The organism is Streptomyces sp. AC555_RSS877 (assembly GCF_019049245.1).
Classification (GTDB): Bacteria; Actinomycetota; Actinomycetes; order Streptomycetales; family Streptomycetaceae; genus Streptomyces.
The window spans coordinates 133,311-156,654 of the sequence record NZ_JAGMUK010000216.1; the positions used below are offsets into that span (position 1 = coordinate 133,311).

At 69.7% G+C, this 23,344-nt stretch carries 16 protein-coding genes; 7 read left to right on the forward strand and 9 right to left on the reverse strand.

The window, feature by feature from the left end; genetic code table 11:
- Window positions 1–103: 103 nt before the first annotated feature.
- Both KUM49_RS43115 and KUM49_RS43120 read right to left on the reverse strand, forming a co-directional pair.
- A complete protein-coding gene (locus KUM49_RS43115; protein WP_217242402.1) occupies window positions 104–1,177 on the reverse strand; it encodes a LacI family DNA-binding transcriptional regulator in 1,074 nt (357 codons plus the stop codon).
- A gap of 1,252 nt (window positions 1,178–2,429) precedes the next feature.
- Window positions 2,430–5,456 (reverse strand): RICIN domain-containing protein, encoded by a 3,027-nt coding sequence (locus KUM49_RS43120; RefSeq protein ID WP_217242403.1) that lies wholly within the window; start codon window positions 5,454–5,456, stop codon window positions 2,430–2,432.
- 306 nt (window positions 5,457–5,762) lie between these two features.
- On the opposite strand from KUM49_RS43120, the gene KUM49_RS43125 reads away from it, so the two are divergent.
- Window positions 5,763–7,190: an RICIN domain-containing protein gene (locus tag KUM49_RS43125; protein ID WP_217242404.1), complete on the forward strand. Its 1,428-nt coding sequence runs from the start codon at window positions 5,763–5,765 to the stop codon at window positions 7,188–7,190.
- Between the two features lie 178 nt (window positions 7,191–7,368).
- Here KUM49_RS43125 and KUM49_RS43130 read toward each other — a convergent pair whose 3' ends face one another.
- Complete coding sequence (locus tag KUM49_RS43130; protein WP_217242405.1) at window positions 7,369–8,148, reverse strand: HNH endonuclease family protein; 780 nt, start codon at window positions 8,146–8,148, stop codon at window positions 7,369–7,371.
- A 164-nt stretch (window positions 8,149–8,312) separates the two neighbouring features.
- On the opposite strand from KUM49_RS43130, the gene KUM49_RS43135 reads away from it, so the two are divergent.
- A complete protein-coding gene (locus tag KUM49_RS43135) occupies window positions 8,313–8,495 on the forward strand; it encodes an antitoxin (RefSeq protein WP_217242406.1) in 183 nt (60 codons plus the stop codon).
- Window positions 8,496–8,722: 227 nt separating this feature from the next.
- Here the strand turns inward: KUM49_RS43135 and KUM49_RS43140 are convergent, their stop codons facing one another.
- A complete protein-coding gene (locus KUM49_RS43140) occupies window positions 8,723–9,619 on the reverse strand; it encodes a hypothetical protein (RefSeq protein WP_217242407.1) in 897 nt (298 codons plus the stop codon).
- Window positions 9,620–9,726: 107 nt separating this feature from the next.
- Between KUM49_RS43140 and KUM49_RS43145 the strand changes: the two genes are divergently transcribed.
- Window positions 9,727–10,320: a TetR/AcrR family transcriptional regulator gene (locus tag KUM49_RS43145; protein ID WP_217242408.1), complete on the forward strand. Its 594-nt coding sequence runs from the start codon at window positions 9,727–9,729 to the stop codon at window positions 10,318–10,320.
- 45 nt (window positions 10,321–10,365) lie between these two features.
- On the opposite strand, the gene mfd is transcribed toward KUM49_RS43145, so the two are convergent.
- From mfd to KUM49_RS43160, 3 genes are all read right to left on the reverse strand, one after another.
- Window positions 10,366–13,896: a transcription-repair coupling factor gene (gene mfd / locus KUM49_RS43150; protein ID WP_217242409.1), complete on the reverse strand. Its 3,531-nt coding sequence runs from the start codon at window positions 13,894–13,896 to the stop codon at window positions 10,366–10,368.
- A 355-nt stretch (window positions 13,897–14,251) separates the two neighbouring features.
- Window positions 14,252–16,816: an ABC transporter permease gene (locus tag KUM49_RS43155; protein ID WP_217242410.1), complete on the reverse strand. Its 2,565-nt coding sequence runs from the start codon at window positions 16,814–16,816 to the stop codon at window positions 14,252–14,254.
- Entirely contained in the window at window positions 16,813–17,601 is a 789-nt protein-coding gene (locus KUM49_RS43160; RefSeq protein WP_217242411.1) for an ABC transporter ATP-binding protein, read from the reverse strand. Before KUM49_RS43160 ends, KUM49_RS43155 begins: the two co-directional genes overlap by 4 nt.
- Window positions 17,602–18,098: 497 nt before the next feature.
- Here KUM49_RS43160 and KUM49_RS43165 point away from each other — a divergent pair, with 497 nt between their 5' ends.
- Complete coding sequence (locus tag KUM49_RS43165; RefSeq protein WP_217242531.1) at window positions 18,099–19,667, forward strand: MFS transporter; 1,569 nt, start codon at window positions 18,099–18,101, stop codon at window positions 19,665–19,667.
- Between the two features lie 25 nt (window positions 19,668–19,692).
- Here the strand turns inward: KUM49_RS43165 and KUM49_RS43170 are convergent, their stop codons facing one another.
- A complete protein-coding gene (locus KUM49_RS43170) occupies window positions 19,693–19,908 on the reverse strand; it encodes a hypothetical protein (RefSeq protein ID WP_217242412.1) in 216 nt (71 codons plus the stop codon).
- A gap of 18 nt (window positions 19,909–19,926) precedes the next feature.
- Window positions 19,927–20,346 (reverse strand): DUF3592 domain-containing protein, encoded by a 420-nt coding sequence (locus KUM49_RS43175; RefSeq protein ID WP_217242413.1) that lies wholly within the window; start codon window positions 20,344–20,346, stop codon window positions 19,927–19,929.
- A 54-nt stretch (window positions 20,347–20,400) separates the two neighbouring features.
- Between KUM49_RS43175 and KUM49_RS43180 the strand changes: the two genes are divergently transcribed.
- The 3 genes from KUM49_RS43180 to KUM49_RS43190 all read left to right on the forward strand — a co-directional run bounded on the left by KUM49_RS43180 (window position 20,401) and on the right by KUM49_RS43190 (window position 23,208).
- Complete coding sequence (locus tag KUM49_RS43180) at window positions 20,401–20,886, forward strand: GNAT family N-acetyltransferase (RefSeq protein WP_217242414.1); 486 nt, start codon at window positions 20,401–20,403, stop codon at window positions 20,884–20,886.
- A 268-nt stretch (window positions 20,887–21,154) separates the two neighbouring features.
- Complete coding sequence (locus KUM49_RS43185; RefSeq protein ID WP_217242415.1) at window positions 21,155–21,601, forward strand: DUF485 domain-containing protein; 447 nt, start codon at window positions 21,155–21,157, stop codon at window positions 21,599–21,601.
- Window positions 21,598–23,208: a cation acetate symporter gene (locus tag KUM49_RS43190; protein WP_217242416.1), complete on the forward strand. Its 1,611-nt coding sequence runs from the start codon at window positions 21,598–21,600 to the stop codon at window positions 23,206–23,208. The genes KUM49_RS43185 and KUM49_RS43190 overlap by 4 nt, the downstream gene beginning before the upstream one ends.
- Window positions 23,209–23,344 lie beyond the last annotated feature (136 nt).

Genomic DNA, 23,344 nt, shown 5'->3' on the forward strand with positions numbered 1-23,344 from the left:
ACGGACCGCTCGTACTCGATGGGACGGGCCACACTGCGTCCAGCCTGTCGATCATCGTTCGGGATATCGACCGCACCAAGAGGTGGAAACGGTCGGTGCCGGTTCAGGTGGGAGCACCCTCCGGTACAGGGGTGATGCTCCGAGTGGTGTGTTGAGGGGTGTGAGGGAAGGTGCTGGCGCGGACGACGAGTTGGGGTTCGATGGCGATCCGGGGCGCCCCGGGGTGTGCCCGGCCCTCGATGAGATCCAGGAGCAGGGCGATGCTGTGCTTGCCCACGGCCGAGAAGTCCTGCCGGACCGTGGTGAGCGGGGGCGCGAAGAACTCCGACTCCGGTATGTCGTCGAAGCCGACCACGGCGACATCCTCGGGTGTGCGCACACCCGCTTCCCGCAGGGCCCGCAACACCCCCAGCGCCATCTGGTCGTTGGCGACGAAGACCGCGGTCAGCCCTCGTCCCACCCAGCCCGCCAGTTCTTGGCCGGCCCGGTATCCCGACAGCGGACTCCAGTCTCCGCGCAGTGTCAACGGCGGCTCGATCCCGCCCGCTTCGAGGGTCGCCCGCCAGCCGGCCGCCCGGTCGGCGGCCTCCTGCCAGTCGTCGGGCCCGGCAAGGTGCCAGACCGTGCGGTGACCGGCCGCCAGGAGGTGCCCGGTGGCCAGCCGTGCGCCCAGGTGTTGGTCCACGGCGACGCAGGGGATGCCCACGCCGGTCCCGCTGCCCACGATCACCACCGGGAACGGATGCCGCAGTCCGGCCAGGGTCTCGACCGCCGATCGCTGGGGGGCGATGGCGACGACTCCCTCCACCCCGCCGTCGCCGAGGTGGTCCAGGGCTTCGGAGAGGGTGTCGACGGTCAGCTTGCGCACGCTGACCGTGGAGACGAGGTACCCCTCGGCCCGTGCCGCCTCCTCGAGCGCGAACAGGGTGCTGGCCGGTCCGTAGAGGGTGGTGTCGGAGGCGACCACACCCAGGGTGCGGGTGCGGCGGGTGGCCAGTGCTCGTGCGGAGGAGTTGCGACGGTAACCCATCTCCTCGATGGCGCGCAGCACCTTGGCCCTGGTCTGGTCCCGGACGTTGGGGTGGTCGGCCAGCACCCGGGACACGGTCTGGTGGGACACGCCCGCCAGCCGTGCGACGTCGGCCATGGTGGGCGGCCGAAGCTGCGGTTGAGCCACGGCCGTACCTCCTTGGCTGTCGTCTGCCGATAAGACCTGAAATGCGTGCCGATGTTCTCGCGTGGACGGGTTCACGGCGGCCCCTGTGACAGCCGTGCCGACCGACGGGCCGGCAACCGTCCGTGCGGTCCGTCGCTTCCTGCCGGGGAGGCGAGCCGGGGCCTTGTGGTCATGTGGTCGCACCTCCGCGGTGGGTCGCTTTCGCCGACTGTTGGGCGTGGAGGTCATTGTGAGCGCTAACAATTCCTGGCGGTCAAGAGGATTGCAGCGGGAAGTCGTCACGGTTAAATAACGTGCCGGTACGGCCGGGCTCGCAACGATCACCGACACCGGCGGAACCGGCCCTCCGCGGCAAACGCCGTGGCCAAAAGGGGTTGACGCACCCGCGGAGCGACCCTATCTTCAGCAACGAAACTTCGAACCACGTCCGAAATACCGAATGTGGGCGTTGTTCATGGGCACCACCGGAGGAACATCCGCGACCTTGCCGGGCCGTTGGCCGCCTGCTCCACCACCACATGGGACAGGCCGACGCCGGGTCGATCCATCGGCACGCACCTCAGTGGTGTGACAGCGCGTCAGCCCGACCGAAACCCGTACTGGTCCGATCCTTCCCCTCGCCGTGCCCCAGCCGTCGGCGGCCTCGCGGCCTCGACGAAGCGCGCACGGCACCCGTAGCACCGAGCCCGCGCATGACCGCGTCCCGCGGCTGCACACGCGGCGGCTGGTTCCGCGCGGGCCCCCGGCACCGGCCGCACACCGCCGGGCAGGGCTGAGCTGTCGCGCGGGCGGCCTACGACACGCCGGAGGGCGCGCGGACGCCCGCAGACGCGCGATGGGTCGCCTCGACGCCGCGTCCGTCCCAGCTCGGCCGAATTCACCGCTCGTACCGGCGCATCAGGCGTTGGAAGCTCTCGGCGAGGGCGAGGGCGAGGGCGAGGGGCGTGGAGGCATCCAGGCGGGCGCCTGCTGCGCTCTGCGGGCCCGATCCTCGGGGGCGGTTACGCGGCTCTCCCTCTGGGGCCTGCGCACGCTCTAGGCGGTGTCCAGCGCGTCGCGGCACCCCGGCCCCCTTCCCCGTACACAGGTGTGAGGCATCCGGAGCCGGGCCTCGGGAATCCCGAGGCCCGGCTCCGGGCGCTGGTCCGCCGGCTGAGACCGGCTAGGACCGGCTGAGACCGGCTAGGACCGGCTGAGACCGGCTGAGACCGGCTGAGACCGGCTGAGACCGGCTGGGACCGGCTAAGACCGGCTAGGGGTTGAACGGTGTGGCGCCGTCGTCGGTGACGAGCCGCCACAGATGGTCGGCGGTGCCGGTGTCGTCCCACTGCAGGGCCGCGGCCCCGGACGAGGTGGACATCCCGTCGATGCCCAGGACCATGCCGCTGTTCTTGTTGACGAGCTTGCAGTAGCCGTTGCCGGCGTCCACCACGGACCACAGATGGTCCGCGGTGAGGGTGTCACCCCATTGCAGAGCAGTGGCACCGGCCGTCTTGGAGGCGTCCTTGATGCCGAGGACCTGGCCACTGTTGGTGTTGAAGATCTTGTAGTAGCCGTTCTCGGCGGGGACGACCGTCCATCGGTGGTTGGCCGTGGTGTTGGCCGTCTGCTGCTGGACAGCGCCTCCGGCGCCGATCGAGGAGCCTGCGATGCCGAGTTCCAGGTTGCTGTTCTTGTTGACGATCCGCACCGGCGGTGTCTCCGGGTACCAGGACTCCAGCTCGGTGACGCCGACGAACTTGCCCGCCTGCGGGGTGAGGACGACCCGGAACTGGGAGGTCGTGATCGTCGGGAAGGTCACCTCGTTCGCGTTGTTCGCTCTGGGTGTGGCCGGGCTCTTGACCTGGCTGGGGACGGACGTCCACGCGCCGTCCTTCAGGTACTGGACGGTGTAGCTCGCCGGAACGCGGATGTTCGCGCCGTCGTCGTAGGTGTAGAACTTGACCTCGTTGATCTTGCGTGGCGCGCCGAAGTCGACCCCGAGGTGGTCGGTGGCGTTCGGGGAGCCCGAGTTGGTCCACCGGTTGTCGGGGATCTTGTCGTAGCGGATCCAGCCGTCGGTGGCCCGCAGCGGGGCGTCGAAGGTGGTGGGCTTGCAGGTCTGGCCGCTGTGGCAGTGCGGACCGTTGGAGACGGTGTTGGTGTAGGAGGCGAACGCCTTCGGGAAGGGCTGCGTGACCGTGCGGCCGAGCCAGTCCTGCTCGGCGGTCAGCGGGTTGGCCGCCACGTTCATCATCCGCGCGGGCTGCGCCGGGGTGACGGGTGCGGCCACGTTCACGGTGGTGTTGCCGGCCGTCGCGGACTGGTGGATGCGTACGCCGTCCTGGAAGACCTGCAGGCCGGTGCCCTTGCCGTAGTGCGTGCCGTCCCGGTCCCAGCGGATCGAGAGGGTGTGCCCGTGGTAGGGCACGTTCTCCGCCGCGAAGTAGTCCCAGCCGGACGGGATCAGCGGCTTCAGGACCAGCGTGTTGCCCGCCTGGGGCTTGATGCCCAGCAGACCGGAGAGCACCAGGTCGTTGAAGCTGGAGTGGTTGTAGTGCTCGCTGAAGTTGAAGCCGTCGTAGATCCAGTCGCCGGTGTCACCGTTGGCGGCCTCGGCGATGTAGGGCTTGCCGTCCTTGTGCTGGAGCTTGGCGAACTGGCTCAGCATGGACTGGTAGTCCTGCTTGGTGACGTTGTTCTGCGCCGGGTAGTCCTGGAGCAGGTTCGCCATGCCGGTCAGGATCTGGCTCGTCTGGAACGGCCAGCTCGGGCCGTTCCAGTGGCAGCAGTTGGCGTCGTCGCGCTTCTGCTCGGCGGGGATCGCCTGGTAGTTGAAGTAGGGATTCGTCGCGATCCGGTCGAGTTCGGCGAAGCCCGTTCCCTTGGTGAACTTCAGCGTGTTGGCGCCGGCCTTCATCGGGACCTGCACGGTGACGGACTTCGACTCCGAGAACTGGCCCCAGCTGCCGGTGGGGGCGTAGCTGACGGTGACCGGGGTGGCGGTGTCGCCGTTCACGACGACGTTGTGGGTCGACGTACTGGTGGTGCCGTTGGCGTAGTGGACCGTGACCGGGTACGTACCGGCGCCGGGCGCGTCCACGGTGAAGGTGGCCGCGCTGTCTGCGAAGTCGATCTGTCCGACGTACTTGCCGTTGGAGGCCGTCGACGCGTCGTGGGTGTTCGCGTGGGTGACGGCGGCCTGCTCGGCCTCGAAGTCGTGTACCCGCTCAAGCGTCGTGGGCCCGAACGCCGCCCCGAACCGCTTCGGGTCCGTCAGGAACTTCCAAGCCGTGGAGTACTGCGCGTCGGGCAGGTTGAACGCCCAGGGGGCGAAGCCCATCGCCTCACGCCAGGTCGTCCTGGTCTGCTTGAGGGTGCCGTTGGTGTTGTTCGTGTTGTAGACCTGCATGAAGAACTGGCGCTGCGGGTCCCAGAGCGAGTTCTGCACTCCGGCCTTGAGCGACGCGGCCTTGTCGTTGTACTCGGTCGCGGTCGCGGTGTCCCCCGTCATGGTGGCGATCTTGCTGATCGCCTGGGCGGCACCGAACATGTACGCGTTGATCGTGGGCCGGTAGCCGGCACCGCCGCCGAACCAGTCGCTGCTGTGCATCGACGTCTCGGTGTATTCCGTGGCGTCGGACAGCGGGGTCTGGTGGTACAGGTCGCTGGTGGAGGCTGTGCCGTTCACCGTGACGTCGCTGGTGAAGTTCGAGTCCCACCTCTTGTACAGCGCGATGAGCTGCGGGAGTTCGGCCTTGATCTCGGCCGCGTCACCGGTGACCAGGAAGCGCTGGTACGCGGCGCTGGTGATCCACTCGCTGAAGTTCCGGGCGCCCGAGTTGCCTGCCCCGCGCAGCCAGAAGTCCAGGTAGTCACCGGCGTAGTCGCGGTTGTGCAGCCAGCGCCCGTCCAGGAGGTGATAGCCGGTGGCGTCCGGGAGCGCGGTGTACGGGTTCCCGGCGTAGCCGATCGGCACGTCGTACTCGGTCGACACGTATCCGGTGCCCGGCACGGTGTAGCGGAGCGCGCGCTTGTAGGTGCTCCACCGGTAGTAGTAGACCTCGTCGATGGTGTTGTCGGGGGTGTCCAGGAACGGGATGTTGTCCTTGTACCACTGCGGCTCGTCGAGCTGGTTGGCAGCGAGGATCGCGTCCTTGTCGAGAGCCACCGCGTTGGGGTCGTCGGCCGCCTGAGCGGTACCCGCCCCGGGCCCTCCGGCCAGCAGTGCCACCGCCAGGATCGAGCTGGACAGGGCAGCCGCCAGGGGTCTGCCGCGTCTGGGGGATCGGTCGTGCATAGGGGGTGTCCTCCGTCGCACACGCCATATTCGACACGTTCGTCATATCGAACGACGTTCGAAATTCTGCGCGAGGGTAATGACACGCCCGAATTGAAGTCAATAGGGCGGACAGAACGGGCGTGCACACCTCCGCCCGACATCGCCCCTGCGAGCCGATCTGTGTCGAAACTCTTGACGCACTTCCGTAGCAGGCAGTCTGATGTGCGCCAGCGTTCGATTCAGCCGAATTTTGTTTGATTGTGGTCTGCCTTGTTTCCCTTCGCGGGAGCGCCAGGGCAGCCGAGTGAAAGGGAAAAACCCTCGATGCGCCGTGCCTGGCTACTTGTACTCGCCGTGCTCCTCAGCCTCGTCCCCCAGGCCCTCCTGGCCGGCACCGCGCACGCGGCGACCGTCACGATCTCCAACGGAACCCAGTTCACCGACCCCACCGGAGCCGTGGTGCACGCCCACGGCGGCGGTGTGATCAAGGTCGGCTCCTTCTACTACTGGTTCGGTGAGAACCGCAACGAGGACAACTCCTTCCGGTATGTCTCCGCCTACCGCTCGACCGACCTGAAGACCTGGGAGTTCCGGCGCCACGTCCTGACCCAGGCCACCGACCCGGAGCTCACCTCGGCCAACATCGAGCGCCCCAAGGTCATGTACAACGCGTCCACCGGCAAGTTCGTCATGTGGATGCACAAGGAACTGGCCACCGACTACACCCAGGCCCGCGCCGCCGTCGCCGTCTCCGACACCGTCGACGGCGACTACGCCTGGCAGGGCAGCTTCCGCCCGCTGGGCCACATGTCCCGTGACATCACCGTCTACACGGACGACGACGGCACCGGCTACATGATCTCGGCCGCCCGCGAGAACCGCGACCTGCACATCTACCGCCTCAGCCCCGACTACCTCACCGTCGAGACCCGGGTGCAGCTGCTCTGGGCCGGGCAACTGCGCGAGGCTCCCGCCCTGTTCAAGCGCAACGGCGTCTACTTCCTGCTCACCTCCGGCGCCACCGGATGGCGGCCCAACCAGCAGATGTACGCGACCGCCTCCAGCATCACCGGCACCTGGAGCAGCCTGCAGAACGTCGGAGACTCCACCGGGTACGGCTCCCAGACCACGTTCGTCCTGCCCGTGCAGGGCAGCGCGGGCACCGAATACCTCTACCTGGGCGACCGCTGGGGCAACTCCTTCGGCCAGAACGTCAACGCCTCGCAGTACGTCTGGCTGCCGCTGGAGTTCCCCACCGACACCACCATGACCATGGACTGGTTCGCCCAGATCAACATCGATACCGCGGCCGGCAAGGTCGACGGCGTCGGCGGGCCATGGCAGACAGTCACCGCACGCCACAGCAACAAGTGCCTCGACGTGCCCAGCAGGTCCCTGGACGACGGCACCCAGATCACGCAGTACACCTGCAACGGCGGCATGAACCAGGCCTGGTGGTTCAAGGACATGGGCAGCGGATACGTCCAGCTGGCCGCCCGGCACAGCGGCAAGTGCCTGGACGTGGCCAACAACTCCACCGCCAACGGCAACCCGGTCATCCAGTGGACCTGCGGCACCGGCACCAACCAGCAGTGGCAGCTCCAGGACGCCGGTGACGGATGGGTCCGCCTCGTCTCACGCCTCAGCGGCAAGTGCCTCGACGTGGCGGACAAGTCCACCGCCGACAACGCCAAGCTCATCCAGTGGACCTGCGGCACTGGCACCAACCAGCAGTTCAAGCGCGGGGCCTGAACACCGGCGCCCTGCCCCACGGGCGGCAGAAATCCCCGGCAAGATGCCGGCCTGGCCGTCAGTAGGAGTGGGCGGTCAGTAGGAGTGGGCCGGCAGTAGAGGCGGGCCGCCGGAGCCGAGGCTCGGGTGGCCCGCCCTCACCCCGTCCCGTCTCCCCGCCCTCGCCCTCGCCCTCTCCTCATCCCTCGCACTGGTCCAGCATCATCTGCCGGTCGGGCGCGGTCACCGCCAGTTCGTACTTGAGGGCGACCTGGGTGAAGCGGACCGCGTAGGCGCACCGGATCTGCTTGTTGGGCGGGAGCCAGGACGCGGGTCCGGAGTCGCCCTTGGACGAGTTGGCGCGGCCCTCGGCCGGCATCAGGTTGAGCGGGTCGTTGGCCAGTTGCTCACGCTTGTCCTCCGACCACCGCGCGGCACCCATCTGCCAGCTGTAGGACAGCGGGACGACGTGGTCTATCTGCACCTCCGTGGCCTTCTGCTTGCGCCACTGGATGGTCGTACCGGTGTACGGGTCGTGCAGCGTCATCGCGATGACCACACAGTCGGAACCGGAGCGGAAGCGCAGGCTCTGGCCGTCGCGCTGCAGTAGGTCGTTGCGGGTGTCGCAGCCGTTGCGGGCCAGCGGGACTCCGTCAGCCGTGTCCATCCACGCATAGCCGAACTCGTCCCGGTCGTAGCCCGTCTGGGGTCCGCGCCCCTTCGTCCGCAGCGTCTCGATGAGCTTGCGGGCGGCGGCCTCGTCGGTCTCGCTCGTCAACGGAGCGAGGCCCGGCTTGGTACCGTCCGGGTTCTTCAAGGGACTGACGGCACGACCGTCCTGTGCCGGTGCCGCGGCACCGCTGCCCGTCGAAGAGCCGCCCTCTTCCAGGCCTTCGCACCCCGCGACGAGAGCCATGGCGGCGAACACCGCCAGTCCGGTCCCGACGGCGGCTTTCGCCCCGCCCTTCAGACGCGTCATGCCGCGCCCCTCCCCTCGTCTCCCCGGTCCCCGCCTCCGCACGGGCGGGGTATGCCGGTCTCACCGTAGCCGCCGAGAGGTCCAGACCATATGGGGCCAAAATGAGCATTGCGAATAAGTCGGGCGTATCGTCGACTGCGAGTCACCTCCGGAAGGAGCTCTGGATGGGCATCTTCGACAAGTTCAGGAACCAGGCGAAGGGCAGCAAGGGCAAGGACATGTCCGACGCCGCGGAACGGAAAGCCAACGAGAAGTCGGGCAACAAGTACGAGAGCCAGGTCGACGAAGCGCAGCGACGGGTCGAAGGCCAGCTCGGTATGGATCGCGACAGGCCCGAACAGCCGTAGGCCGGAGACTCACTGAAGTCATGAAGTCCGCCGGGCACAGCGACCCGGTCTGGGCTCAACGAACCACCAGGGAACAGAGGCCGCCCGCGGAGACCCACCTACCGCGGGCGGCTCCCTGTTTTCCCCGCGCACGGCGGGCATGGTGAACGCCCGACCACCCTGCCGGCTCCCGGCTCCCGGCTCCCGGCTCCCGGCTCCCGGCTCCCGGCTCCCGGCTCCCGCGGGATTCACACCCTTCCGATCCCCAACGTCGTCTCCGAGGGCAGCAGTCCGGACGACAGCACCGCGACCCAGAAGTCGCCGAGCAGGTCGGCCAGGCGGTCGACCCCTTCCTGCCCGAGAGACTGCCAGGGGGCAGCGGCGAGTCGGTCGGTGTCCTGTTCGACGCGGTGCCGCAGTTCGCGGCCCGCCTCCGTGGCCGCACCGTCCTCGTCGACCAGGCCGCGGGCGGACAACCGCTCCCGTGCGGCCGTCCATTGCGCGGCGCTCCAGCCACGGCTCTCGAAACGCTCGACGCTCGCGGCGCCTATCGCGGCGAAGGACACGAGGGACTCGACGGGGTCGAGGCCGGCGACCAGCAGGGCCGCTATGTGGCCGTCGCCGCGGTGTTCACGCAGGATCGTCGCCGCGTGCCACAGCTGGAGGTGCGGGGCCTTGGGCCACTCCAGTGCGGCGTTGGCCGCGGCGAGGGGCCGGCCGGCGGTGTTCGCCGCCTCGGCGGCGCGCCGGGCGAGGGCGGCGGCCTCCGCCAGTTCGGCACCGTCCGTCCGGTCGCCGAATATCGCGCGGTACGCCCCGTCGATTCCCCGCATCCGCGCCTCCAGCATCGCCGCGGGGCTCGCCACCGACCACGCCGAGTCGACATACTCGGCGACCATGCTCGGGTTGAAGCTGTAGAAGGCGGACGTCACCCGCTCGGCGCCCACCGCACCCAACGGGGCCGCGCGGTACGGGAAGTAGGTCGGCCAGCGCTCCTTCGTGTCGTGCCCGAGGGCCGCGGCCTGCGCGAAGACCTCCGGCGCGTAGTACAGCACCGCGTGCAGCGGCTCCAGCAGGTGCCAGAGCTGACGCACACGGGTCGGCTCCACACCACCGGCACCGATCCCGCCGTTGTACTCCCCCATGACGTACCTCCTCGACGCATCCCACCCAGCAGCGCAACTTGACACTGACAAGATTGCCGGACCCGCCCGAACTTGTCAATGCCTAGATCGGGCGTACGCTGCTGCCCATGAGCCCCACCGAACCGAAGAAGACCGACGACGCCCCCCGCCGGTACCACCACGGCGACCTGCGCCGCGCGATCCTCACCGCCGCGCTGGACGTGATCGCCGCCGACGGCCCCTCCGCGCTGAGCCTGCGTGACCTCGCCCGCCGCGCCGGCGTCTCCCACGCGGCGCCCGCCCACCACTTCAAGGACCGCTCCGGACTGCTCACGGCGATCGCGGCCGAGGGCTTCGGACTGCTCGCGGCCACGCTCAATCAGGCCGCGGACCTGAAGGACGCGGGCGTCCGCTACGTGCGCTTCGCACGCGAACACCCCGCGCACTTCCAGGTGATGTTCAGGCCCGAACTGCTGCGCGGCGACGACCTCGAACTGACCACAGGCCGCGCCCTCGCCGCCGAGGCCCTGCGCGAGGCGGTCTCCGCAGTACGCGCCGAGGACTTCGGCGTCGACGCCCGCCTCGCCGGCGTCGCCGCCTGGTCCCTGGCCCACGGCTTCGCCACGCTGCTCCTCGGCCACAACCTGGACGGCGCGGTCGGCGACCGGGACCCGGAGGAGGTGTTCCGGACGCTGGCGACCACGCTGTTCCGTTCCGTCTGAGGCCCGCTCCACGGGCCCCCGACAGGGACGGCCCCCCGACAGGGCCTACGACCCCAGAATCGACGTCAGGAACTCCCCGACCCAGCCGAGCAACTCCCGCCCGACCAGCGGCTTCCCGCCCACCTTCGCGGTCTTCGGCCGCGGCACCAGCACCTGGTGTGCCGCCGGCTTGATGACGGTCCCCGGGTACAGCCGCTTGACGCGCAGTTCCTGGGACTCCCGCAACTCCACCGGTGCAAAGCGGATGTTGTTGGCCTGCAGGACGACCTCGCCGACACCACAGGCGCGCGCGAGCATGCGCAGCCCCGCCACGAGCAGCAGGTTCTCCACCGGCTCCGGCAACTTGCCGTAACGGTCGACGAGTTCTTCGCGTACGGCCTTGATGTCCTCCTCGGTGTTGACCGAGGCGATCGCCCGGTACGCCTGGAGGCGCAGGCGCTCGCCGGGGGCGTAGTCGTGCGGGACGTGCGCGTCGACCGGGAGCTCGATCTTGACCTCGAGGGGTGCCTCCTCCTCGACGCCGCCCTCCATGGAGGCGCGGTAGTCCGCGACGGCCTCGCCGACCATGCGGACGTAGAGGTCGAAGCCGACGCCCGCGATGTGGCCGGACTGTTCGCCGCCGAGGAGGTTTCCGGCGCCTCGGATCTCCAGGTCCTTCATGGCCACGTACATGCCCGCACCCATCTCGGTGTGCTGGGCGATGGTCGCCAGGCGCTCGTGGGCGGTCTCCGTGAGGGGCTTCTCCGGCGGGTAGAGGAAGTAGGCGTAGCCGCGCTCGCGGCCGCGGCCCACCCGGCCGCGCAGCTGGTGGAGCTGGGAGAGGCCGAAGTTGTCGCCGCGCTCCACGATCAGCGTGTTCGCGTTGGAGATGTCGATGCCGGACTCGACGATCGTGGTCGACACCAGCACGTCGAACTTCTTCTCCCAGAAGTCGACGACCACCTGCTCCAGGGCCTGCTCCGACATCTGGCCGTGGGCGATCGCGATGCGGGCCTCGGGGACGATCTCCCGGAGACGGGCCGCGGCCCGGTCGATCGACTCGACGCGGTTGTGGATGTAGAAGACCTGGCCCTCGCGCAGCAGTTCGCGGCGGATGGCGGCGCCGATCTGCTTCTCCTCGTAGGGGCCGACGAAGGTGAGGACCGGGTGGCGCTCCTCGGGGGGCGTGGTGATCGTCGACATCTCGCGGATGCCGGTGACCGCCATCTCCAGGGTGCGCGGGATGGGGGTCGCGGACATCGTCAGGACGTCGACGTTCGCGCGCAGCTTCTTCAGCTGCTCCTTGTGCTCGACGCCGAAGCGCTGCTCCTCGTCGACGATGACCAGGCCCAGGTCCTTGAACTTGGTCTCGGCGGAGAACAGGCGGTGGGTGCCGATGACGACGTCCACCGAGCCCTCGCGCAGGCCCTCCAGGACCGCCTTCGCCTCGGTGTCGGTCTGGAAGCGGGACAGGGCGCGCACGTTCACGGGGAACTGCGAGTAGCGCTCGCCGAACGTCCCGAAGTGCTGCTGCACGAGCAGGGTGGTGGGGACGAGCACGGCGACCTGCTTGCCGTCCTGGACGGCCTTGAAGGCGGCGCGGACCGCGATCTCCGTCTTGCCGTAGCCGACGTCGCCGCAGACCAGGCGGTCCATGGGGACGGTCTTCTCCATGTCCTCCTTGACCTCGGCGATGGTGGTGAGCTGGTCGGGCGTCTCCGCGTACGGGAAGGCGTCCTCCAGCTCGCGCTGCCAGGGGGTGTCCGGGGCGAAGGCGTAGCCGGGGGCGGCCATCCGCGCGCTGTACAGCCTGATCAGGTCGGCGGCGATCTCCTTGACCGCCTTCTTCGCGCGCGCCTTGGTCTTCGTCCAGTCGGCGCCGCCCAGGCGGTGCAGGGTGGGGGCCTCGCCGCCGACGTACTTGGTGATCTGCTCGAGCTGGTCGGTGGGGATGTAGAGGCGGTCGCCGGGCTGGCCGCGCTTGGCGGGGGCGTACTCCACCACCAGGTACTCGCGGGTCGCGGCCTGCACTGTCCGCTGCACCATCTCGATGTAGCGGCCCACGCCGTGCTGCTCGTGGACGATGTAGTCGCCCGCCTCCAGGGTGAGCGGGTCGATGGACTTGCGGCGCCGGGCGGGCATCCGGACGCCGTCCTTGCCGGCCGCCTTCTGCCCGGTGAGGTCGGTCTCCGTCAGGACGGCGAGCTTCAGCCCCGGGTCGACGAAGCCGTAGTCGATCGAGCCGCACGCCACGTGCACGACGGAAGGGCTCAGGGCGGCGAGGTCGGCGTCCAGGCGGGCCGCGATGCCCTCCCCGCCGAGTACCTCGACGGTACGGGCCGCCGGGCCGTGCGCCTCGGTCACGTACGCCGCGCGCCAGCCCTCGGCGAGCCAGCCCTTGGTGTCGGCCAGCGCCTTCGCGGTGTCCCCGCGGTACGTCTCGGGCGCGTGCATGCCGAGCTTCAGCGTGCTCGCGTCCAGTTCGTCGTCCGCCGCGAACGGCGACACCGACCACCACATCATGTCCAGCTCGCGCGCCCGGTCCCGGACGTCCGCGATGGCCCACAGGGACGCCGCGTCGACGTCGATGGGTGCCTCGCCGCCGCCGGCGGTGGCCGCCCAGGACGCCTGCAGGAACTCCTGCGAGGTCGCCACGAGATCGGCGGCACGCGTGCGTACCCGCTCGGGATCGCAGACGACCGCCATGGAGCCCTTGGGCAGGACGTCGAGCAGCAGCTCCATGTCGTCGACCAGAACCGGAGCCAATGACTCCATTCCCTCTACGGCGATCCCCTCGGCGATCTTCCCAAGCAGCTCACCCAGCTCCGGGTGCTCCTCGGCGAGGGCACGCGCACGCGTGCGGACGTCTTCCGTCAACAGAAGTTCACGGCAGGGCGGCGCCCACAGACCGTGCTCGGCGACTTCGAGAGAGCGCTGGTCGGCGACCTTGAAGTAGCGGATCTCCTCGACGTCGTCGCCCCAGAACTCCACGCGCAGGGGGTGTTCCTCGGTGGGCGGGAACACGTCGAGGATGCCGCCTCGTACGGCGAACTCGCCGCGCTTCTCGACGAGCTCCACGCGCGCGTACGCGGCGGCGGCGAGGGCCTGGACGATCTCGTTCAGGTCGGCGTTCTGGCCGGTCCGCAGGGCCACCGGCTCCAGGTCGCCGAGGCCCTTGACCTGCGGCTGGAGCACGGACCGTACGGGCGCGACGACCACGGAGACCGGGCCGGTCTCGGGGTCGTCGGGGCGGGGGTGGGCGAGGCGCCGCAGCACGGCGAGGCGGCGGCCCACGGTGTCGCTGCGGGGGCTCAGGCGCTCGTGCGGAAGCGTCTCCCAGGACGGGTACTCCACGACGCCCTCGGGCGGGAGCAGCGAGCGCAGGGCCGCCGCCAGGTCCTCCGCCTCGCGTCCGGTCGCCGTCACCGCGAGCACGGGGCGGCCTGCCTCGCGGGCGAGCGCGGCGACCGCGAAGGGGCGGGCGGCGGGCGGGCCGACCAGGTCGACGTGCATGCGGTTGCCGTCTGCGGCCGCGGTGATCGCTTCCGCGAGGGCGGGGTCCTTGACTACGGCGTCGAGCAGACCGTGCAGGCTCATTCGGGGGCGGCTTTCGTCTGAGGGTGTCTGAGGGTGGGCATCGCAAAGGGCCCGACGCGGGGACCGGCCGGGGGGTCTCCAGCGTACGTCGCTGCGCGGGCGGGTGCGGGGGCTGTGGACAACGCCCTGTGGACGACGTGTGTCGCCCTGGTGCTCGGCGCCGGTGTGCGCGTACCAGGGGGCTCCGCCCCCTGGACCCCCGGCCTATGCCCACCCACCACCCGACTCGGTGGGTCGAAGGGTGGGCGTCGCCCGACTCGGTCCGCCGGTAAGTGGACCTCGGCAGACAGCAACGGCCCGGCGCCGAGAAGCCCCCCGTGGCTTCTCGGCGCCGGGCGTCCCCCGTCCGCAGTGGCTACTCGGTGGCGATCGCGGCCAGTACGTTCATCCGCCCCGCCCGGAACGCCGGGATCAGCGCCGCGAACAGGCCCACGAAGGCCGAGCCGATGAAGACGCCGATGATTGTCGGCCAGGGGATCTCGAGGACGTTGAGGCCCTCCAGGGCGAGGAGCTTCTGGGCGGTGGCGCCCCAGCCCATGCCCAGCCCCAGGCCGAGCAGCGCGCCGAACAGGGCGATCACCACCGACTCCATGCGGATCATCCGCCGCAGCTGGCGCCGCGAGAGGCCGATGGCCCGCATCAGGCCGATCTCGCGCGTCCGCTCGACGACCGACAGCGCCAGGGTGTTCACCACACCCAGGACCGCCACGATGATCGCCAGGGCGAGCAGGCCGTAGACCATGTTCAGGAGCTGGCCGACCTGGTCCTTCAGTTCCTGCTTGTAGTCGGTCTGGTCGCGGACCTGGTACGTCGGGTACTTGTCCAGCGCCTTCTTCAGCGCCGCGTACGCCTGCTCCGTCTGTCCCTCCTTCGCCTTGGCGAACATGATCGTGTTCGGCGGGATCTGGTCGGCCGGGACGTACTTCCGCATCGTCTCGATGCTGATGTAGCGCGCGCCCTGGTCGAGGGCGCTGTCGTCGCTCGTGATGGCCGCGACCTTCAGCTTCGCCGTCTCGCCGCCCTTGAAGGCGACGTCGATGGTGTCGCCGACCTTCACGCCGTGCGCCTTGGCGTAGTCGGAGCCGACCGACATGGCGTCCTTGCCGTACGCGGCCGTCAGGGTGCCCGCCGTGGTCGCGCGGCGCAGGTCCTCGGCGTAGGACGGGTCCGCGGCGGTGACGCCGGAGTCGTCGGTCTTGCCGTCGGGCGAGGTGAGTGTGGCGTTGAGTTCCTTGTAGCTGGTGACGTGGGCCAGGCCGGGGCTCTGCTCCATCGCCTTCTGGGCCTGCGGGACGATCCGCTGGTTGCCCTGGACGATGAAGTCCGCGCCGACCGACTTGTCCAGCTCGCTCGTCGCCGAGGCGACCATCGAGGAGCCGACCACCGACAGACAGGCCACCAGGGCCAGGCCGATCATCAGGGCGGCGCCCGTGGCACCGGTACGGCGCGGGTTGCGCAGGGCGTTGCGTTCGGCCATGCGTCCCACCGGGCCGAAGGGCCGCAGCAGCACCGCGCTGATCACCCGGACGACCCCGCCGGCCAGCAGCGGACCGATGATGACGAAGCCGATCAGCGAGAGCACCACGCCGGCGCCCAGCATCAGCGAACCGTCGCTCGCCTTGTCGGCGGTGCCGGCCGCGTAGAGGGCGAACCCGCCTGCACCCGTCAGCACGAGCCCGATCAGGCCGCGCACCAGGCCGGCCCTGCCGTCGGCGGGTGTGCCGGCGTCGCGCAGCGCGGCCATCGGGGAGACCTTCCCGGCGCGGCGGGCGGGGAGGTAGGCGGCGAGGACGGTGACCACGACACCGAGCAGGACACCGGCGACCGGGGTGGTGGCCTTGATGGTCAGATCGTCGGTGGAGAGGTTCATGCCGGCCGCCGACATGAGCTTCATCAGGCCGATGGCGATACCGACGCCGGCCCCGACGCCCAGGATGGATCCCACGACGCCCAGCAGCGTCGCCTCGACCAGCACGGACCGGTTGACCTGGCCGCGGGAGGATCCGACGGCCCGCATCAGGCCGATCTCGCGGGTGCGCTGGGCGACCAGCATCGAGAACGTGTTGATGATCAGGAAGATGCCCACCAGGAACGCGATCCCGGCGAAGCCGAGCATGGCGTACTTGATGACGTTCATGAACTGGCCGACGTCCTTGCGGTTCTCGTCGGCGTTCTCCTTGGCCGTCTGGAGCTTGAACGTGCCGTCCAGCGCCTGAGCGACGTTCTGCTTGAGCTGCGTGTCGCTGACACCGGCCGCGGCCACGACGTTGAACTGCGTGAACCGGCCGGTGGTGCCGAGGAGTTCGCGCTGTGCGGTCGCGGTGTCGAAGAAGACGATCGAAGCACCGGGGTTGGTCACCTTGAAGGTGGCGACACCGACGATCTTCGCGGTGAAGTCACCGGCGACGGAGATCGTGCGCAGTTCGTCGCCAAGCTTGAGGTCGTGCTTGTCGGCGGTGTCGGCGTCGACCATCAGCTCGGTCGGCCCGCGCGGGGCGTGTCCGGAGGTGATCTCCATCGACCGCAGGTCGTTCTGCGTCCAGTTGCCGGCGATCGTCGGGGCGCCGTTGCTGGAGCCCATGTTCTTGTTGTCGCTGTCGACGACGGTCACGGCCGACGAACCGACCACACCCTCCGCCGACTTGACGCCCTCCGCCTGCTTCACCTGCTCCAGCAGGGAGGCCGGCAGCGACTCGGGCTTGCCGTTCTGCGGAGTGTCGTCGCTCTTGGCCTCCTTCGGGGAGACCGTGACGTCCGACGCGGTCGTCGCGAACAGCTTGTCGAACGTCGTGTTCATGGTGTCGGTGAAGACGAGCGTGCCGCACACGAACGCCACCGACAGCAGGACCGCGACGGCCGACAGGGCCATACGTCCCTTGTGCGCGAAGAAGTTGCGCATCGAGGTCTTCAGGACGGTCATGACGTGCGCCCCCGGGCGTCGAAGTCCTTCATGCGGTCCAGGACGGTCTCCGCGGTCGGCTTGTACATCTCGTCGACGATCCGGCCGTCGGCGAGGTACAGCACGCGGTCCGCGTACGACGCCGCCACCGGGTCGTGCGTGACCATCACGATGGTCTGGCCCAGCTCGTCCACCGACCGGCGCAGGAAGCTCAGCACCTCGGCGCCGGCGCGCGAGTCGAGGTTTCCGGTCGGCTCGTCACCGAAGATGATCTCGGGCCGGGCGGCCAGGGCGCGGGCCACGGCCACGCGCTGCTGCTGACCGCCGGAGAGCTGGGTGGGCCGGTGCTTGAGCCGGTCGGAGAGCCCGACGGTGTCGACGACCCGTCCCAGCCACTCCTTGTCGGGCTTGCGGCCCGCGATGTCCATGGGCAGCGTGATGTTCTCGAGCGCGTTCAGCGTCGGCAGCAGGTTGAACGCCTGGAAGATGAACCCGATCCGGTCCCGGCGCAGCTGCGTGAGCTTCTTGTCCTTCAGCCCCGTGATCTCGGTCTCGTCCAGGTAGATCTGCCCGGACGTCACGGTGTCGAGCCCGGCGAGGCAGTGCATCAAGGTGGACTTGCCGGAGCCCGAGGGGCCCATGATCGCGGTGAACTGACCGCGGGCGATGTCCACGTCGACGTGGTCGAGCGCGACGACGCGGGTCTCTCCGGACCCGTACGCCTTCACGACCTGCCGCGCCCGCGCGGCAACGGCCGTACGCCCGCCAGTGCCCCCGTGCCTGGTGATGGTCACAGCCGATGTCACGGTATGTCTCCTATATCGGTCAGCAGATGAATCTGTCGGTCAGCAGGTGCTCAGCGGATGAGCCGTTCGATTGGGTACGTCGATGAGTCTGGCGCCCGGAGCGGGTCCGGCGCGCTGGTGCCGGGCCCCGTCTTGTGCGGGGGAAAACCCCACCCCCGGAGGGTCGGTGAACCACACCCGACCGCTCCCCCGCCCCCTTCCAGGCCGCTCCCCGACCGCTCCCCAGCGGCGTAAAGCCAGGTTAAGGACAGCCCCCGCCCCATCTCCTCCTCCGACGGTACGAACCCTCCCCCAGCCGTAGTACGGAGGTACCCCTAAGGGCAGTCCACCGCCGGGTGGATGCATTCTCGGGGTCCGCTCCACCCTGCGGCCCAGTCAGGCTCCACCCTCACGCGGCGTCAGGGTCAAGCCGTCCCGCAATGCGCGCCGGACCTCCCGCGATGCGCGTGGGACCTCTCGCGGTGTCCGCGTGGAACCTCCCGCGACGTCCGCGTCGGATGGGAAGCTGTCCGACGGCAGATAGGTGCACGGGGAAAGGACTTCGCGTGGGCGACCCGCAACCGGCGATACGGCAGGCCGTGCGGCGCACCTCACCCGACCGGCGGGGTGCCGTGGTCGCCGCCCTGATGCTGGCGATGGCACTGGCGGCGCTGGACTCCACCATCGTCTCCACAGCCGTACCGCAGATCGTCGGCGACCTCGGCGGCTTCTCGGTCTTCTCCTGGCTGTTCTCCGGCTATCTGCTCGCCGTCACCGTCAGCCTCCCCCTCTACGGCAAGCTCTCCGACACCTTCGGCCGCAAGCCGGTGCTGATCGCGGGGGCGGTCCTGTTCCTGCTCGGCTCCCTGCTGTGTGCCGTGGCCTGGAACATGGGCGCGCTGATCGCCTTCCGGATCGTGCAGGGCCTGGGCGGAGGGGCGTTGCAGGGCACGGTCCAGACGCTCGCCGCCGACCTGTACCCCCTCAAGGACCGCCCGAAGATCCAGGCCAGGCTGTCCACGGTCTGGGCGGTGTCCGCGGTCGCGGGGCCCGGTGTGGGCGGCGTCCTGGCGGCGTACGCGGACTGGCGGTGGATCTTCCTGGTCAACCTGCCGATCGGCGCGGTGGCCCTGTGGCTGATCGTCCGCTACCTCCACGAGCCGCAGCGGGACGTACGACCTGAGGAGGAGAGCCGGGCGGCCACGCGCGCGCGTGTCGACTGGGCGGGCGCGCTCGCGGTGTTCGCGTGCGGCGGCGTCCTGCTCACCGCGCTGGTACAGGGCGGGGTGGCCTGGCCCTGGCTGTCGGCCTCCTCGATGGCCTTGTTCGGTACGGGACTCGCGCTGGTGGCGGTCGTGGTGCTGGTGGAGCGCCGGGCGGCCGAGCCGATCATCCCCGGGTGGGTGTGGCGGCGCCGGACGATCGCCGCGGTCAACCTGGCCTTCGGCGCGCTGGGCCTGCTGATGGTGGCGCCGACCGTCTTCCTGCCGACGTACGCCCAGTCCGTCCTCGGCCTGGGGCCGGTGACCGCCGGATTCGTGCTCTCCGTATGGACGTTGAGCTGGCCGGTGTCGGCCGCGCTCAGCCAGCACGTCTACCGGCGCATCGGCTTCCGCAACACCGCGCTGCTCGGCATCGGCACGGCCGCGCTGATCCTGTTCACGTTCCCGTTCCTGCCGTATCCGGGCGAGGCGTGGCAGCCGGCGCTGCTGATGCTGCTGCTGGGCTGTGCGCTGGGGCTGTTCCAGCTCCCACTGCTCGTCGGCGTCCAGTCGACGGTCGACTGGGCGGAACGCGGCACCGCCACGGCCTCCGTCCTCTTCTGCCGCCAGAGCGGCCAGACCCTCGGCGCGGCCCTCTTCGGCGCGGTCGCCAACGGCGTACTGGCCGCCCGGCTCGGCGGCGCGAGCGACCTGGACTCCGTGACCCGGGCGCTGGACGCCGGTCCGGCGCCCGAGGCGACCCGGCACGCGATCGCGGACGCGGTGCACGCCGTGTACCTGGGGGCGGCGGGTGCGGCGGCGATCGCCTTCGTGGTGCTGCTGGTGCTGGCGCCGCGGCGGTTTCCGGTGCTGACGGAACAGTGAGCGATGCGGGGGAGGGCTGCCGGGGTCACGCCTTGCGCGCGTCGACGATCCGGTCCAGCTCGCGCATCGCCTCCGCGTGAGCGCCCATCCGGCGGCTCAGGCTGTCGGCCGTGAACAGCGCGACACCGACGACCGACACCGGGACGGACAGCCCGAGCACGGCGAGCACAGACGGATGCCACCATTTGCGTCTCCGGCCGGCCCGGTCGCGGAAGTCGAGGTCGTCCTCACGAGATCGCATGGCGGACGGATCCAGCGGTCAGAAGACGAACTCGACGAACACGTACCCGGTGGCGGCGGCCAACGCGAGAGCGTTGACGAGCGACTTGGCCAGTTTGTCCCCGCGATGTCCGAAGAGCACGATCCGCCGGGGCCTGGCGGGGTCGTAGAGAACGTGGACCTTGCCGTCCGGGAAGGAAATCGCTCCAGGGGGCCCCGACTTCGGGGAAGGAGACTCGACGGTGACGGCCTGACCGTCCGGAGGCGTGAAAGCCACGACGGGATAGAAGCTCGAGTCGCCGCCCTGCTCCCGCTCCTCGCGCACGTCGACCACGTCCGCCTCGATCCACCGGCCCCGCGTGTAGAGGCGGTACGTACGCCACGCCGTGACGGCCTGCACGAGGCAGAGAGACCCCGTCACGAGACCGGCGATCCCCCAGAAAACCTGCTCATCCCCCATCCGCCGGAGTTTATAGAGATGCCGGAGAACGCCACGCCCCCCTACCCTGCCCCCATGGTGAAGCTGGAACGACTGCGCCCCGACCACGCGGACGCCCTCCTGTCCTTCGAGCGCACCAACCGCGCCTATTTCGCCCGCTTCATATCGGATCGCGGCGACACGTACTTCGCCGAATTCGCCGCCCGCCTCAAGGCGTTGCTCGCCGAGCAGGAAGCGGGTGTCTGCCATTTCCACGTGATTCTGGACGCGGAAGGCGAGCTGATCGGCCGGGTCAACCTCGTGGACGTGACGGAGGACGGCTCGGCCGTGCTGGGCTACCGGGTGGCCGAGTCCGCCGCAGGCCGGGGGGTGGCCACGGCGGCGGTGGCAGCGGTATGCCGCCTGGCCGCGACGACGTACGGGTTGACCTCGCTCACAGCGGGCGCCTCCCTCGACAACCCGGCATCCAGAACCGTCCTGGAACGCAGCGGCTTCACCGCCGAGGGCGAGACCACGGTCGGCGGCCGCCCCGGCCTCGCCTACCGGCTCGCACACCTCTGACACCTCGTACCCCTCGGCCACGGACCGGGCTTCGCACGCGCGCCGACACCGAGAACCGCACCCGCTTCCGTCTCAGCCTCGCCCTGAATCTCCCACCGCCTCCTTCAAAAATCGGAGTTAATCCGGGTAACACCCAAGGTCAGCGGAGTAAGCGCGTACCGACCAATCAGTTTGGCCAAACCCTCGCGTCCACGCCTACCTACGAGTAGCGTGCGTGGCTCCGCTCAGCCCACCCCCCAAACTCCTGAGCCGCGCAAGGAGCACCGGGATGTCCTACGACCCGTCACCGTCGTACCCGTATCAGCACCCACCGCACGACGCGTCACCGTCGTACGCCACCTATCCGTGGCAACCACCCGTCCCGCCCGAACCGGCCGGACAGCGGGCCCGGCGGCATGCCGCCCTCGGGCACCACAGCGACCTGCGGATCCTGCGCAGCGCCTACCGCTGGCAGCGGCGTACCGCCACGCTCACCGCGCTCGGATACTTCACGCTCTTCCTGATCCTGTCGGCGTTCGCGCCGGGCTTCATGACGAGCACGGTCGCCGACGGACTGCCCACCGGACTGCTGCTCGCCCTGATCCAACTGCCCGTCACCTGGCTGGCGGTCGGTCTGTACGAGCACACGGCCCGGCGGTACGTCGATCCGATCGCGGACCGCATCCGCAAGGAGTCCGAAGTGAACGCCAAGCGGGAGGGGGCGGCGCGGCGATGACGGGATTCAGCGATTCCGCGCAGGCGATGTCCCTGGTGGCGTTCTCGACCGTCGCCACCATCACGCTCCTGCTGTGCGTGATGACCGGCCCCGACCGGGACGACCTCGACGAGTTCTACACCGGCTACAGCTCCCTGTCCCCGATGCGCAACGGCCTCGCGATCGCGGGTGATTACATCTCCGCCGCGACCGTGCTCGGCACGGGTGGCGTGATCGCGCTGTTCGGGTACGACGGTGTCGTCCTCGCCCTCAGTACGGCGCTGTCGCTGATGCTGCTGATGTTCCTGCTGGCCGAACCCCTGCGCAACGCGGGACGCTTCACCATGGGCGACGCGCTGGCGCGGCGGATGCCGGGGCGGGGCGTCCGGATGGCCGCGTGTGTGGTGACCATCGCCGCGCTGCTGCCGCTGATGCTGGTCCAGTTGGCCGGGACCGGCCAACTCCTCGCCTTCATCCTCGGCTTCTCCGGCGACTCGCTGAAGACCGGCTGCATCATCGGGCTGGGCGCGATGATGATCAGCTACGCCGCGATCGGCGGCATGAAGGGCACGGCCCTCATCCAGATCATGAAGATCGTGATGCTGCTCGGGTCGGGCGCGGTGGTCTCCGTCCTGGTCATGAACAAGTTCGACTGGGACCCGGGCGCGCTGTTCGACACGGCGGCGGAGCAGAGCGGCGTGGGGTCCGCCTTCCTGCAGTCGGGGCTGCAGTTCGCGGGCAGTCCGCATCCCGGCCTCGACATGATCAGCGCCCAGCTGGCCGTGGTCCTCGGCGGCGGCTGCCTGCCGCACATCACCATGCGCATGTACACCGCCTCCAGCGCCCGTCAGGTACGCCGGTCGATGTCCTGGGCGGTGTCCTCGGTGGTGCTGTTCGTCCTGGTCATCACGGTCGTCGGGTTCGGCGCGACGGCGTTGATCGGCCGGGCGGCGATCGCGCAGGCGGACCCGCAGGGCAACACGGCGTACCTGCTGGCCTCCCGGGCGGCGTTCGGCACGGACGTCTCCACCGCGGAGACGCTGCTCTTCACCACCGTCACCACGGCGATCTTCCTCACCCTGCTCGCCTCGGTCGCCGGCATGATCCTCGCCTGCGCCAACTCCCTCGCCCACGACGTGTTCGCGGCCCGCGTGCACGAGATGTCCGAGCGCCGCGAAATGATGCTGGCGCGGGTGTCGGCCCTGGCGGTCGGCGTGGCGGCGATCGTGCTGGCCACGCTGGTCCAACACCGCAGCCTGCAACCCCTGGTGACCCTGTCCTTCTGCATCGGCGCCTCCGCCATCGCCCCCGCCCTCGTCTACAGCCTCTTCTGGCGCCGCTACACCCGAACCGGCCTGCTCTGCACGCTCATCGGCGGCACGCTGGTGGTGCTGATGCTGATGCCGGGCACGAATCTGGTCTCCGGTTCCCCCGCCTCCGCCTTCCCCGAGGCCGACTTCAACTGGTTCCCGTTCACGACGACGGGCCTGGTGTCGATCCCGGCGGGGTTCGCCCTCGGATGGCTGGGGACGGTGGCTTCGGGCAGGGGGAAGGCGGAGGAGCACAGGAGGCAGTACGAAGCGGTGGAGGGCTGGATCCTGGCCGGGGCGGTGCGGAAGGAGAGCTGACGACTGCGAGGGGCGCCCGCTCAGCGCTCAGCGCGGGGCGCCCCCTCACCCGCTCGCCGCCGGCCTCCCGCCACTCCCTCGCCGCCCCACCCGTCACTTCATCGCCGCTCCCGCCACTCCCTCCCCCCCCGCCCCC